Annotated in this window: 10 protein-coding genes; 3 read left to right on the forward strand and 7 right to left on the reverse strand. The window is 64.2% G+C overall.

Going from position 1 to position 13,670, the window contains the following annotated elements; genetic code table 11:
• Positions 1–8: 8 nt before the first annotated feature.
• Positions 9–539, reverse strand: a complete 531-nt coding sequence (locus AAHM40_RS12295) for a hypothetical protein (RefSeq protein ID WP_342244887.1) — start codon at positions 537–539, stop codon at positions 9–11.
• Positions 540–592: 53 nt separating this feature from the next.
• Positions 593–2,260, reverse strand: a complete 1,668-nt coding sequence (ettA, locus tag AAHM40_RS12300; protein ID WP_280284801.1) for an energy-dependent translational throttle protein EttA — start codon at positions 2,258–2,260, stop codon at positions 593–595.
• Positions 2,261–2,720: 460 nt separating this feature from the next.
• On the opposite strand from ettA, the gene AAHM40_RS12305 reads away from it, so the two are divergent.
• Together AAHM40_RS12305 and glyA are read left to right on the forward strand one after the other, a co-directional pair.
• Complete coding sequence (locus AAHM40_RS12305) at positions 2,721–6,740, forward strand: EAL domain-containing protein (protein ID WP_446731566.1); 4,020 nt, start codon at positions 2,721–2,723, stop codon at positions 6,738–6,740.
• Positions 6,741–6,864: 124 nt separating this feature from the next.
• On the forward strand, positions 6,865–8,118 hold the full coding sequence (glyA, locus tag AAHM40_RS12310; protein WP_342244888.1) for a serine hydroxymethyltransferase: 1,254 nt from the start codon (positions 6,865–6,867) through the stop codon (positions 8,116–8,118).
• A 162-nt stretch (positions 8,119–8,280) separates the two neighbouring features.
• On the opposite strand, the gene AAHM40_RS12315 is transcribed toward glyA, so the two are convergent.
• The 3 genes from AAHM40_RS12315 to AAHM40_RS12325 all read right to left on the reverse strand — a co-directional run bounded on the left by AAHM40_RS12315 (position 8,281) and on the right by AAHM40_RS12325 (position 11,225).
• The gene (locus tag AAHM40_RS12315; RefSeq protein WP_342244889.1) at positions 8,281–8,484 is read right to left on the reverse strand and encodes a YbdD/YjiX family protein; all 204 of its coding nucleotides are present in this window, start codon (positions 8,482–8,484) and stop codon (positions 8,281–8,283) included.
• A gap of 13 nt (positions 8,485–8,497) precedes the next feature.
• Positions 8,498–10,564 (reverse strand): carbon starvation CstA family protein, encoded by a 2,067-nt coding sequence (locus AAHM40_RS12320; protein ID WP_342244890.1) that lies wholly within the window; start codon positions 10,562–10,564, stop codon positions 8,498–8,500.
• Between the two features lie 154 nt (positions 10,565–10,718).
• Positions 10,719–11,225 carry a DUF3015 domain-containing protein gene (locus AAHM40_RS12325; protein WP_028629649.1) on the reverse strand — a complete coding sequence of 169 codons (507 nt, stop codon included), beginning with the start codon at positions 11,223–11,225 and terminating at the stop codon, positions 10,719–10,721.
• Between the two features lie 199 nt (positions 11,226–11,424).
• Here AAHM40_RS12325 and AAHM40_RS12330 point away from each other — a divergent pair, with 199 nt between their 5' ends.
• A complete protein-coding gene (locus AAHM40_RS12330; RefSeq protein WP_342244891.1) occupies positions 11,425–11,793 on the forward strand; it encodes a PilZ domain-containing protein in 369 nt (122 codons plus the stop codon).
• Between the two features lie 179 nt (positions 11,794–11,972).
• Here AAHM40_RS12330 and radA read toward each other — a convergent pair whose 3' ends face one another.
• Positions 11,973–13,337 carry a DNA repair protein RadA gene (radA, locus tag AAHM40_RS12335; protein ID WP_342244892.1) on the reverse strand — a complete coding sequence of 455 codons (1,365 nt, stop codon included), beginning with the start codon at positions 13,335–13,337 and terminating at the stop codon, positions 11,973–11,975.
• A 43-nt stretch (positions 13,338–13,380) separates the two neighbouring features.
• Positions 13,381–13,659 (reverse strand): hypothetical protein, encoded by a 279-nt coding sequence (locus AAHM40_RS12340; protein ID WP_342244893.1) that lies wholly within the window; start codon positions 13,657–13,659, stop codon positions 13,381–13,383.
• Positions 13,660–13,670 lie beyond the last annotated feature (11 nt).

Genomic DNA, 13,670 nt, shown 5'->3' on the forward strand with positions numbered 1-13,670 from the left:
CGGGAGAATCAGCGCCCCGCAGACTGCCGCAACACCTGACGGGGATTGATGCCCAGCCCGCTGCGCTTGCCACGCATCACCACCGCTCCGCGATCCGGCAGGGAGTACCAGACATCCTCCGGCACGCAAACGCCGACGCCAACGGCCGTATCGTCCAGCACCAGCTCAACGCGGAACTGGCAGCCCAGGCCGCCATCGTCCTTGTCCAGCACCCGCGCGGCGAACTCGGCGTCCCGCCCCAGCCACTGGGTATAGAGCGCGGCTGCCGGTACCTGCAAAGCGCCCCAGACCACCAGCACCAGTAGCGACCCCAGCATCAGGTGCAATGACCAGCGGGCGGCATCGGTTTCCAAGCCGAACAGGGTGCTGAAGCGCTCGCGCCTCGCGAGCCAGGCGTAGAGCCCGCCCCCCAGCACCAGGGAACAGGGCACGGCGCCCAGCTGCCAGGCCGGAGAGGGATAGAAGGAGAAGTACAGGCCGCAGACTCCGAACAGCGCCAGGGTCGAGAGCCAGAACAGATAGTGGTTGAATCCTTTCATCGAACCTCCAGAAACGAAAACGGAGCCTTGCGGCTCCGTTGTCGCGTTGGCGCTTACTGCGCCAGCTTCTTGTAGCGCACCCGGTGCGGCTGGGATGCCGCGTCGCCCAGGCGCTTCTTGCGGTCCGCTTCGAACTCGGTGTAGTTGCCCTCGAAGAAGCTCACCTTACCGTCGTCCTCGTAGGAGAGGATGTGGGTGGCGATACGGTCCAGGAACCAGCGATCGTGGGAAATCACGATGGCGGCGCCGGGGAAGTCCAGCAGCGCTTCTTCCAGCGCACGCAGGGTTTCCACGTCGAGGTCGTTGGACGGTTCGTCGAGCAGCAGCACGTTGCCGCCCTGCTTCAGGGTCAGGGCCAGGTGCAGGCGGCCACGCTCACCACCGGAGAGGTCCTTGACGAACTTCTGCTGGTCGGCGCCCTTGAAGTTGAAGCGGCCGACGTAGCTGCGCGACGGGACTTCGTAGCTGCCGATCTTGATCTGCTCGAAACCGTCGGACACTTGCTCCCACACGGTTTTGGTGCCTTCCAGGCTGTCGCGGCTCTGGTCGACGCTGGCGATCTGAACGGTTTCACCGATCTCGATGGTGCCGGAATCCGGCTGCTCCTTGCCGGTCAGCATGCGGAACAGGGTGGACTTGCCTGCACCGTTGCCGCCGATCACGCCAACGATGGCGCCTTTCGGAATGCTCAGGGACAGGTTCTCGATCAGTACGCGATCGCCATAGCCCTTGGAGACGTTGTGCAGTTCGATGACTTTGTCGCCCAGGCGCGGACCAGCCGGGATGTAGATCTCGTTGGTTTCGCTGCGCTTCTGGAATTCCTGCGATTGCATTTCCTCGAAGCGTTGCAAACGGGCCTTGGACTTGGACTGGCGTGCCTTGGCGCCCTGGCGCACCCACTCCAGTTCGGCCTTCATGGCCTTAGCGTGGGAGGCTTCCTGCTTGGCTTCCTGGGCCAGGCGGTTGGCCTTGGATTCCAGCCAGCCTGAGTAGTTGCCCTCGAAGGGGATGCCGTGGCCACGGTCCAGCTCGAGGATCCAGCCCGCGACGTTGTCGAGGAAATAACGGTCGTGGGTAATGGCTACCACGGTGCCGGGGAAGTCGTGGAGGAAGTGCTCCAGCCAGGCCACGGAGTCGGCGTCCAGGTGGTTGGTCGGTTCGTCCAGCAGCAGCATGTCGGGGGCCGACAGCAGCAGGCGGCACAGGGCCACGCGGCGCTTCTCACCGCCGGAGAGGTGTTCGATCTTCGCGTCCCAGGCTGGCAGGCGCAGGGCGTCTGCGGCGACTTCCAACTGGCGCTCCAGGTTGTGGCCGTCGGAAGCCTGGAGAATGGCTTCCAGCTTGGCCTGCTCGGCGGCCAGGGCGTCGAAATCGGCGTCCGGCTCGGCATAGGCGGCGTAGACCTCGTCCAGGCGGGCCTGGGCCTGCTTGATCTCGCCCACGGCCTCTTCGACGATGTCACGCACGCTCTTGGTCGGGTCCAGCTTGGGTTCCTGGGGCAGATAGCCGACCTTGATGCCAGGCATCGGGCGGGCTTCACCATCGATCTCGGTATCCACCCCGGCCATGATGCGCAGGAGGGTCGACTTACCTGCGCCGTTCAGGCCGAGCACGCCGATCTTGGCGCCCGGGAAGAAGGACAGGGAAATGTCTTTGAGAATCTCACGCTTCGGGGGCACGACCTTGCCGACCCGGTGCATGGTGTAGACGTATTGAGCCATGGCTGACCTTGGTGCTGTGACAAATAGTGGATAAGGCGGGGAGCGACAATTTGGGAACAGGCGCTCCCGCGCGCGTGCGGCAAAGCTACCGGAATGCACCGGGGAGGGCAAACGACGCTCGTCGTTCGTACTGGCACTTTGAAGGCCTTCAAGGCATGCTAGCCGGCCCGCGGGCCCCAAGGTCCGGGATACCCCGTCACCTGCCAATCGAGCAGTAGCAGGAACGCCATCCGTGCCAGCCACCCCACGCCCGCCAGCCCAGCACGAGCCAGGACTCCCTCCGGCCAGCGTCCCCGCGCGCGGTTCGGTCAAGGGCCTGCTGATGGGCCTTGTGCTGCTGATGCTGGCCCTGCTGCTCTGGCAGTTGCACCAGGAATACCGACAGTTGCAGGACGGTGCGCGGGACCGCAATTACACCCTGACCCGCGAGCTGGCCAGTCACCTTGAACTGGTCATGCAGATGAAAGCGGACGCCGTTCTCGCCCTGCTTCGCCAGCAGCCCCCAAATCCCCGGAACGAAGACCAGGAACTGGTCGAACTGGACCTGCTGCGCCCCATCCTGCCGTCGATCAACAGCCTGGCGTGGCTCAACCCCAACGGCGGTGTGCTGGCTGATACCCAGGCCGGCAACGACGACGCCCTGTTCCTGACCAGCCTGGTCCAGCGAGGCGAAGGCGAGATCTACCACTATGCCTTCAGTCCCCAGGGCCGTGGCGAGGTTTATCTGATCCTGCGCCAATCGCCCCTGCCCGAGCCCAGCGGCTACTGGGCGCTGCGTCTCGACGCCGATGCCATCCGTACCTGGCTGCTCAAGCATGAGGACCGCGACTATCGTTGGCTGCTGGAGGATCGCGTCCTCCAGCGGGTCCTGGCGCAGAGCGGCAAACCGCGACGCGCCACCTCCATCGTGATGCCGGTAACCGCCGAGCAGGAAGTACAGACGATTCTCGTCTCGCCACTCGGCCGCAGCGACTGGCAGCTCCGCGCCTTGCACGACGAGCGCCAGGTACGCGCCAGCCTGCTGCCAGAACTGCTCAGCAAGCTGCTGCTGTTCCTCATCAGCGCCAGCCTGGCATTGATCGCCCTCTACTACCTGCAGCGCGAGCAACGTGGCCTGCGTGAACTCAACGACGCCTCGCGACGCTCCCTTCGCCAGGCCGCGAGCGCCCTCGGCGTGATCGAGGAGCGCGTACTGGTGACCCAGGTGGATGGCCGCCTGAGCTACCTCAACCCGCAGGCCGAAGCCCTGTTCGGCATCAGCGCAGACGCCGCCCAGGAGCATCACCTGCTGGCGCTGCTGCCGGGCCTGGACCCGCTGCTGCTCAACGCCCCCGGCCTGGACCACGATCTGGGCTCGGACCTGGTGCAGTTCCAGCGAAGCGGCGAACAGCGCCTGCTGGCCGTCACCCGCAACGACCTCAACGACGGCGCTCAACTGCTTGGCTATGTCTGGGTGTTGCGCGACGTCACCGAAGAGCAACGCGCCCTGGGTGTCCTGCAGGAAACCCGGCGGCGCTACCAGGACATCTTCGAGGGTGGCGGTATCGCCCTCTGCGTGCTCGACCTTGCCGACCTGCGCAAGTACCTCATCCAGAACGGCATGCGTGACCGCACCAGCCTGGCCACGTGGATCAAGGACAATCCGCCGCGCCACGCAGAGTTGCTGCGCCTGCTGCGCATCACCGAAATCAACCAGGTCGCCATGCACCTGCTGGAAGTCAGCAGCAGCGAGCAGGCCTGGCAACAACTGATCGGCTCCCATCCCCTGCACGAAGGTGGCATCCGCTTCCAACTGATGGCGGCCCTGCTGGGCGGCAACAAGCACCTGGAGATGGAGAGCCAGATCGTTACTGCCCAGGGCCAGATGCGGCACATCTGGCTGGTGCTGCACCTGCCGAACATGATCCAGGACCTGGAAGCCGTCACCCTCAGCATCAACGACATCACCAGCCGCAAGCAGGTGGAGCTATCGCTGATCGAGCGCGAGCGTTTCTGGTCCGACGTGGTGCTGGCGGTGCCGGACACCCTTTACGTCCACGACATCATCAGCAAGCGGGTGATGCTCACCAACAACCGTCTCGCCCAGCAGTTGGGCTATGGCCGTGACGATGTCCGCAAGATGGGCGAACGCTTCTGGGAGGAGCTGCTGCATCCGGACGATACCGAGCAGTACTGGCGCGTGCGCAGCCTGCAACAGGTGGTAGGCGATGGCATGCTGCTGCAATGCCAGTTGCGCTGGCGCCACAAGGATGGCAGCTGGCACTGGTTCGACGTGCGTGAGCAGGCCCTGGCCCGTGACGAGAAAGGTCGGGTCAGCCGCCTGATCGGCGTGGCCAAGGACATCACCGAACAGATCGAGGCCACCGAATCCATGCGCGAGAGCGGACGCCGCTACCGCATGCTGGCCGAAAGCATCAGCGACGTGATCTTCACCACCGATAGCGAACTGCGGCTCAACTACGTCAGCCCCTCGGTGATGCCGGTACTCGGCTACAGCGTTGACTGGACCCTGGCCAACGGCTTCAACGGCCTGGCCGCCGACCCGCGACAGATGATGAATCTGGCCGAGCAGCTGGAACAGATCCGCAACGCCCTGGGCAATCCGCAGCGCCTGAGCGAGCTGCGCAGCCAAATGCCCGCGCGGCTGTTCCTCTTCGACTGCATGCGCGCCGACGGGCAGAAGATCCCGGTGGAACTGCGCACCATGCTGATGTGGGACGAGTACGGGCGCTTCGAGGGCATGCTCGGCGTCGGCCGCGACATCAGCCAGCAGCGCCGCGCCGAGAAAGAGATGCGCATGGCCGCCACGGTGTTCGAGCATTCCACCTCGGCCATCCTCGTGACCGATCCGGCCGGCTACATCGTCCAGGTCAACGAAGCCTTCAGCCGAATCACCGGTTACTCCGCCCGCGAAGTGCTGGACCAGTTGCCCGCGATGCTCACCGCCGACCGCCAGCAGGCCGAGCAGCTCAACTACATCATTGGCCAACTCAACCTGCGCGGCAGCTGGGAAGGCGAGATCTGGCTCAAGCGACACACGGGCGACAACTACCCGGCCTGGGTCGGCATCACCGCCGTGCATGATGAAGACGGCGACCTGGTCAGCTACGTCTGCTTCTTCAGCGACATCAGCGAGCGCAAGGCCAGCGAACAGCGCATCCATCGCCTCGCCTACTACGACGGTCTGACCCACCTGCCCAACCGCACCCTGTTCCAGGACCGTCTCCATACCGCCCTGCAGTACGCCGAACGGCACCAGGAATGGGTGGTGCTGATGTTCCTCGACCTGGACCGTTTCAAACCGATCAACGACTCCCTCGGCCATGCCGCAGGCGACCGCATGCTCAAGGACGTGGCCGTGCGCCTGTCGGCGTGCGTCCACGAAGACGACACCGTGGCGCGCATGGGTGGCGACGAGTTCACCCTGCTGCTGCAACCCCGCGCCACCCGCGAAGGCGCACTGAACCGGGCCATCCACGTCGCCGAGCAGATCCTCGACAGCCTGGCCCGTCCTTTCGTCCTCGAAGGTCGCGAGTTCTTCGTCACCGCCAGTATTGGCATTGCCCTTTCGCCCCAGGATGGCCGCGAGCTGAGCCAGCTGATGAAGAACGCCGACACCGCCATGTATCACGCCAAGGAACGCGGCAAGAACAACTTCCAGTTCTACCAGGCGGACATGAACGCCCGCGCCCTGGAGCGCCTGGAACTGGAAAGCGACCTGCGCCACGCGCTGGAACAGGGCGAGTTCCTGCTGTACTACCAACCGCAGTTCTCCGGCGACGGCAAGCGCCTGACCGGCGTAGAGGCCCTGCTGCGCTGGCGCCATCCCACGCGCGGCCTGGTGCCGCCGGGGGAGTTTGTCCCGGTACTGGAAGAACTCGGCCTGGTGGTGCAGGTGGGCGAATGGGTACTGAACGAGGCCTGCCGCCAGCTCAAGGCCTGGCACCGCACCAAGATGCGCCTACCGAAGATCTCGGTGAACATTTCCGCCCGCCAGTTCGCCGATGGCCAACTGGCCGAACGCATCGCCGCCATCATCGAAGACAGTGGCCTGCCGCCGGCTTGTCTGGAGCTGGAACTGACCGAGAGCATCCTGATGCGCGACGTGGGACAGGCCATGGCCATCCTGGAAAACCTCAAGCGCCTAGGCCTGTGCATCGCGGTAGACGACTTCGGCACGGGTTACTCCTCGCTCAACTACCTCAAGCAGTTCCCTATCGACGTACTGAAGATCGACCGCAGCTTCGTTGACGGCCTGCCCGACGGCGAGCGCGACGCGCAGATTGCCCGCGCGATCATCGCCATGGCGCACAGCCTGAACCTGGCGGTCATCGCCGAAGGCGTGGAAACCCATGCCCAGCTCAACTTCCTCCGCGAACACGGCTGCGACGAAGTTCAAGGCTATCTGTTCGGTCACCCCGTGCCGGCCGCCCAGTTCGAGCGCCTGTTCGGCACCAGCGCCAACTTCATCCTCAGCTGAATCGCGCGCCACAGGCCAGATGAAGGCCACTTGTCTGTCACATGACCGACCTTCATATGCCAGCCAGCGACCGATCGGTTAGAATGCGCGCCTTTCCCCTGCACCGATCCCTAAGAGGACCGCCATGTTCAGCCGTGATTTGACCCTCGCCCGCTACGATGCCGACCTGTTTGCCGCCATGGAGCAAGAAGCCCAGCGCCAGGAAGAGCACATCGAGCTGATCGCCTCCGAGAACTACACCAGCCCGGCGGTGATGGAAGCCCAGGGCTCGGTGCTGACCAACAAGTACGCCGAAGGCTACCCGGGCAAGCGCTACTACGGTGGTTGCGAGTACGTCGACGTCGTCGAGCAACTGGCCATCGATCGCGCCAAAGAGCTGTTCGGCGCCGACTACGCCAACGTCCAGCCCCACGCCGGCTCCCAGGCCAACTCGGCCGTGTACCTGGCCCTGCTGTCGGCCGGTGACACCATCCTCGGCATGAGCCTGGCCCACGGTGGGCACCTGACCCACGGCGCCAGCGTCTCCTCCTCCGGCAAGCTCTACAACGCCGTGCAGTACGGCATCGACGCCAATGGCCTGATCGACTACGACGAAGTCGAGCGCCTGGCTGTCGAACACAAGCCGAAGATGATCGTCGCCGGCTTCTCCGCCTACTCGCAGATCCTCGACTTCCCGCGCTTCCGCGCCATCGCCGACAAGGTAGGCGCCTACCTGTTCGTCGACATGGCCCACGTGGCCGGCCTGGTTGCCGCTGGCGTGTACCCGAACCCGGTACCGTTCGCCGACGTGGTCACCACCACCACCCACAAGACCCTGCGCGGCCCGCGCGGCGGCCTGATCCTCGCTCGCAAGAACGAAGAGATCGAGAAGAAGCTGAACTCCGCCGTGTTCCCGGGCGCCCAGGGTGGCCCGCTGGAGCACGTCATCGCCGCCAAGGCCGTGTGCTTCAAGGAAGCCCTGCAGCCCGAGTTCAAGGCGTACCAGCAGCAAGTGGTGAAGAACGCCCAAGCCATGGCCCAAGTGTTCATCGACCGTGGCTTCGACGTGGTGTCCGGCGGTACCCAGAACCACCTGTTCCTGCTCAGCCTGATCAAGCAGGACATCACCGGTAAGGACGCCGATGCCGCCCTGGGTCGCGCCTTCATCACCGTGAACAAGAACTCCGTACCGAACGACCCGCGCTCGCCCTTCGTTACCTCCGGCCTGCGCATCGGTACCCCGGCCGTGACCACTCGTGGCTTCAAGGAAGTCGAGTGCCGCGAGTTGGCCACCTGGATCTGCGACATCCTGGAAAACATGGGCGACGAGTCCGTGATCGACCGCGTTCGCGAACAGGTCAAGGCCATCTGCGCCAAGCTGCCGGTTTACGGCAAGTAAGCGACAGACCCGCGACGAAGGAGCCCGGCACGTGCCGGGCTTTTTCATGGGCGGTGGATTGGTTGGGCAGGCAAACCTGGATATCGCGTAGCCGGCGAAACAGCCGCGCCCAAAATGAAGCGCCACGACAATGCGTGGCGCTTCAACTAGCAGCCTGTCAGCTCAGCAGCATCGCACCGGCCGCCCCTTGCCGCCGCCGTAGCGGGCTTCCTGTCGCTCGCGGAAGAACTCCTCGTAGCTCATCACCGGTTTGTCCGGGTGCTTGCTGCGCGTGTGCTCGACGTAGTTGTCGTAGTCGGGCATGCCGACCAGCATACGCGCGGCCTGGCCCAGGTACTTCCCCATGCGGTTCAGGTCATTGAACATGCTCGGGTCCTCCTCATGCTTCCGGAATCGACTGGAAGGGCGATTCCTTGTCCGTGCGCTCCGGCTTCATCCAAGCGCCGCGCCCTACCTTGATGGCGTAGAACAGGATGCTCAGCACCACGAAGAGAAACAGCACGGTCAGCCCGGCATTCGTGTAGGCATTGAAGATCACGTGCTGCATCTGGCCCATGTCCTTGGCCGGAGCCAGGATCTGGCCGGCGGCGGCGGCATCGCTGTACTTCTGGGCCAGGGCCAGGAACCCGACGGCCGGGTTCGGGTCCACCAACTTGATCACACCTGCCGTTGTAGTGCAGATCAACAGCCAGGTGGCCGGAATCAGCGTCACCCACACATAACGCTGACGCTTCATCTTGATCAGCACCACACAGCCCAACATCAGGGCGATACCAGCGAGCATCTGGTTGGAGATACCGAACAGCGGCCACAGGGTGTTGATGCCCCCCAACGGGTCGATCACGCCCTGGTACAGCAACCAGCCCCAAAGGGCCACGCAACCGGCGGTGGCAATGACGTTGGCGGTCCAGGACTCGGTGTTGCTGAGGGCCGGAACGAACTCACCCAGCAGGTCCTGCAGCATGAAGCGACCGGCACGGGTCCCGGCGTCCACGGCGGTGAGGATGAACAGCGCCTCGAAGAGAATCGCGAAGTGGTACCAGAAGGCCATGGTGTTCTCACCCGGCAGCAACTGGTGGAGGATCTGCGCAATACCCACGGCCAAAGTCGGCGCACCACCGGCGCGCGCCAGGATAGTGTGCTCACCAATGTCCTTGGCGGTGGCCTCCAACTGCTCGGGCGTGATGGCGAAGCCCCAGCTGCTGACAGTCGCAGCGACACTGGCGACATCCGCCCCCACCACGGCCGGCGGGCTGTTCATGGCGAAGTACACGCCCGGCTCGATCACCGAAGCAGCAACCATGGCCATGATGGCGACGAACGACTCCATCAGCATGCCGCCGTAGCCGATGTAGCGGGCATGAGACTCGCTGGCCAGCAGCTTGGGCGTGGTGCCCGAGGAGATCAGCGCATGGAAGCCAGACACGGCACCACAGGCGATGGTGATGAACAGGAAGGGGAACAGGGCGCCCTTCCATACCGGACCGGTGCCGTCGACGAACTGGGTCAGGGCCGGCATCTTCAGGTCTGGCATGGTGATCAGGATGCCGATGGCCAGCGCCACGATGGTGCCGATCTTGAGGAAGGTCGACAGGTAGTCGCGCGGTGCCAGTACCAGCCACACCGGCAGCACGGCGGCGACGAAGCCGTAGCCGATCAGCATCCAGGTGATCTGCACGCCGGTGAAGGTGAAGGCCGGCCCCCAGACCGGGTCGGCGGACACCTGGCCACCGAGCCAGATGGAGGCCAGCAGCAGCGCCACGCCCACCACCGAGATTTCACCGATGCGGCCGGGGCGGATATAGCGCATGTAGATCCCCATCAACATCGCGATGGGGATGGTCGCCATCACCGTGAACATGCCCCAGGGGCTTTCAGCCAGGGCCTTCACCACAATCAGCGAAAGCACCGCAAGGATGATGACCATGATCAGGAAGGCGCCGAACAGTGCGATGGTGCCGGGCACCTGGCCCATTTCCTCGCGCACCAGTTCGCCCAGGGAACGGCCGTCACGGCGGCTGGAAATGAACAGCACCATGAAGTCCTGCACCGCACCCGCCAGGACCACGCCGGCGATCAGCCAGAGCGTGCCGGGCAGGTAGCCCATCTGTGCGGCGAGTACCGGCCCCACCAGAGGACCGGCGCCGGCGATGGCGGCGAAGTGGTGCCCGAAGAGCACGTGCTTATTGGTCGGGACGTAGTCGAGACCGTCGTTGTGGATGATCGCGGGGGTGGCGCGAGCGGGGTCCAGCTGCATCACGCGGGTTGCGATGAACAGGCTGTAGTAGCGATAGGCAACCAGGTAGAGGGCAACGGCGGCGACCACTATCCACAGGGCGTTGATCGCTTCGCCACGGCGCAATGCGACGACACCCAGGGCACAGGCGCCGACCACAGCCAGCACTGCCCAGGGCAGGTGGCGCAGGACGCTGTTGTTGTTGTTCATAGGGAGCTCCGAATGGGTGAACAGACAGGCTGCCGCACAAGCTTAGTTCCCCTTGATGCAACCGTTACCCGTGCAGGCCCTGGAATGGTCGTTTCAACGACCGGGGGCTAGAAAAAAGCCGGGCATTGCCCGGCTTCCTTATGCCTTGCAGAATTTAGCTAGGCAGCTTCGCGTAGCGAGCCAACTGCTGATCGCGGCTCATCACGTCAAGGGTAGCTGCCAGTACTTGCTCACCGGTCGCGTCGGGCGAAGAGAAGATGGTGGAGAAGTTGGCCTGGGTAACCTGTGCGAAGTGAGCACGGTCGGCCTGTTCGATGCCCAGCAGGGTGGCATAGGCATCCAGCGCCTCGCCTTGGCCCTGGGCCATATCCTCAGCGATATTGTCCAGCATGCCGTTCATCGCCAGGAGCGAGCGACCGCCGTAACCGAGTCGAACACTGGAATCGCAACCGTTGGTGCCCGATGTGAGGCCGAAGGTGGCGTTGCCGGAAGTACCGTTGGTGGTGGTTGCCAGCAGGTGCGGAACCAGACCGCGCTGCCCTTCGAAAAGCATGTTGCCCCAACCGCAGCCGCCGCCACCGGCCTGATCGGCCTGCGCCGCCAAGCTGGCTGCGCCCAGCAGCCCCACGATCAACCCCTTGCTAAGCAGTCGCTTATCCATTATTTGCGCTCCGCATGGATTTATAGAAAAACCGCCTAAGCAGCTTTGGCGACAGACTGGGAACTGTCAAACTGCCCCGACACGACTTGCCGGGTTCCAACGCTGTCCGGCGCGACAGGCACCACCTGTTGACCTGAAACTCGGAGTCCCCCACCACCAGCCTTGGCTATAGTGGTTGAAATCTCGCAGGAGCACGGACATGAGTGAAACCGCCAGCGAACGTCGGCGCTTCCAGCGCATCAACTTCGACGCCGCCACCAAAATATCCCAGGGCGAAAAGCGCTGGACGGCGGAGCTGCACGATATTTCCCTCAAGGGCCTGCTTGTGATTCGTCCGGCGGATTGGGGTGGCGACCCGGCGAAACCGTTCGATGTGTGCATTGACCTGGGCGCCGATGTCCAGGTCGCGATGGAGGTGGAGCTGACCCGCGCCCAGGACGACCAGCTCGGTTTCATCTGCTGCCATATCGACCTGGACTCCATCAGTCACCTGCGCCGCCTGGTGGAGCTCAACCTGGGCAGCGAGGAACTGCTGGAGCGCGAGCTGCATGCGCTGGGCGAAGAATAGCCCTTCGGGCAGACGCTTCTTGTAGAAGTTGGCTTGCCAGCGAAACGCCGCCATTCGCTGGCAAGCCAGCTCCTACGGGCAATGCAGCTGCCTGCAACACGTAATGCAGACATAGCCAATTCATTCGCGAAGTAGACCGAAGACCTGCCAAAACCTCTCACCTCGATCCCAGCTTCCCGCTACTCGAACAACGCATCCAGTGCCTGTTCCAGACGCGTCACCGCCACCACGCTCAGGCCGGGCGGGTCTTCCTTGGGTGCATTGCCCCTGGGCACGATGGCGCGCTTGAAGCCATGCTTGGCAGCTTCTTTCAAGCGCTCCTGGCCGCTTGGTACCGGACGAACCTCGCCGGACAGGCCCACCTCACCGAACACCAGCACGTCATGGGCCAGCGGACGATTGCGCAGGCTGGAGATGATCGCGGCGATCAGCGCCAGGTCGGACGCGGTTTCCAGAACCTTCACACCGCCCACCACGTTGAGGAATACGTCCTGGTCATAAGTGGGAATGCCTCCATGGCGATGCAGCACCGCGAGCAGCATGGCCAGGCGGTTCTGGTCCAGGCCCAGGGTCACGCGGCGGGGGTTGGCCAGGTGACTGGTGTCCACCAGGGCCTGGACCTCCACCAGCATGGGCCGGGAGCCTTCCCACGTGGCCATCACCACACTGCCGGGCACGGATTCCTGAGCCCGGGTGAGGAAAATCGCCGAAGGATTGGACACTTCCTTCAGACCCTTGTCGGTCATGCCGAACACGCCCAGTTCGTTGACTGCGCCGAAGCGGTTCTTCACCGCCCGCAACAGGCGCAGACGGCCGTCTGACCCGCCCTCGAAATACAGCACCGTGTCCACCATATGCTCCAGTACACGGGGACCGGCCAGGGCACCTTCCTTGGTCACGTGACCGACCAGGAAGATTGCCGTGCCGCTCTGTTTGGCGAAGCGCACCAGCAGGGCCGCACTCTCGCGGACCTGGGAGACGCCGCCGGGCGCCGACTGCAATTGTTCAGTGAAGATGGTCTGGATGGAGTCGATCACCATCACCTTCGGCTTCTCTAGCCGCGCCGTGGCGATGATGCTTTCGATGCAGGTTTCGGTCATCACCTTGAGCTCGTCTTCCGGCAAACCCAGGCGACGGGCGCGCATGGCAACCTGCTGCTGGGACTCTTCACCCGTGACGTAGAGCGCGGGGAAGCGCGCGGCGATGTTGCAGAGAGTCTGCAGGAGGATCGTGGACTTGCCGATGCCGGGATCGCCGCCGATCAACACCACAGAACCGTCCACCAGGCCGCCGCCAAGGACGCGATCCAGCTCGGTGGAGGCCGTGGAGAAGCGCGGCATCTCCTCGACGCTGACCTCGGCCAGGGTCTTGATCTGCGCCTGCTGGCCGGTCCAGCCGGTACGCCCGTTCGAGCTGGCAGCAGTGCCCTCCAGCACGGTTTCCACCAGGGTGTTCCAGGCCCCACAGTCGGCACACTGGCCGGCCCATTTGGGGAAGGTGGCGCCGCACTCGGTGCAGCCGTACATGCGCTTGGCCTTGGCCATCAGCGGACTCCGTCAGAAACACGAAAGCCCGCATGATAGCGGATCAGCCTCGGCAGCCGCCCCCACAGTTGCAGCACTGGCCGCTGGCTCGCCGACGCTGGCGTTCCAGATCCTCGCGCAGGCCATCCAGGCGCATGTGCAGGGCTGTCAGGCTGGAGCCATCGAGCGGCTCGCTGCCCTCTTCGACGCGCGCGATGCGCCGTTGCAGCAGCTCGTACTGCTGTTGCAGGCGTTCCAGGCGCTCGACAGCTTCCTGACGTTCAGGCGAAACGGACGACACAGACGAAAAATCCGCGCCGGGCAATTGAGTAGTGGCAGGCATGGAAGAGACTC

It is taken from the genome of Pseudomonas sp. OTU5201, assembly GCF_038440135.1.
GTDB classification, from domain to species: domain Bacteria; phylum Pseudomonadota; class Gammaproteobacteria; order Pseudomonadales; family Pseudomonadaceae; genus Metapseudomonas; species Metapseudomonas resinovorans.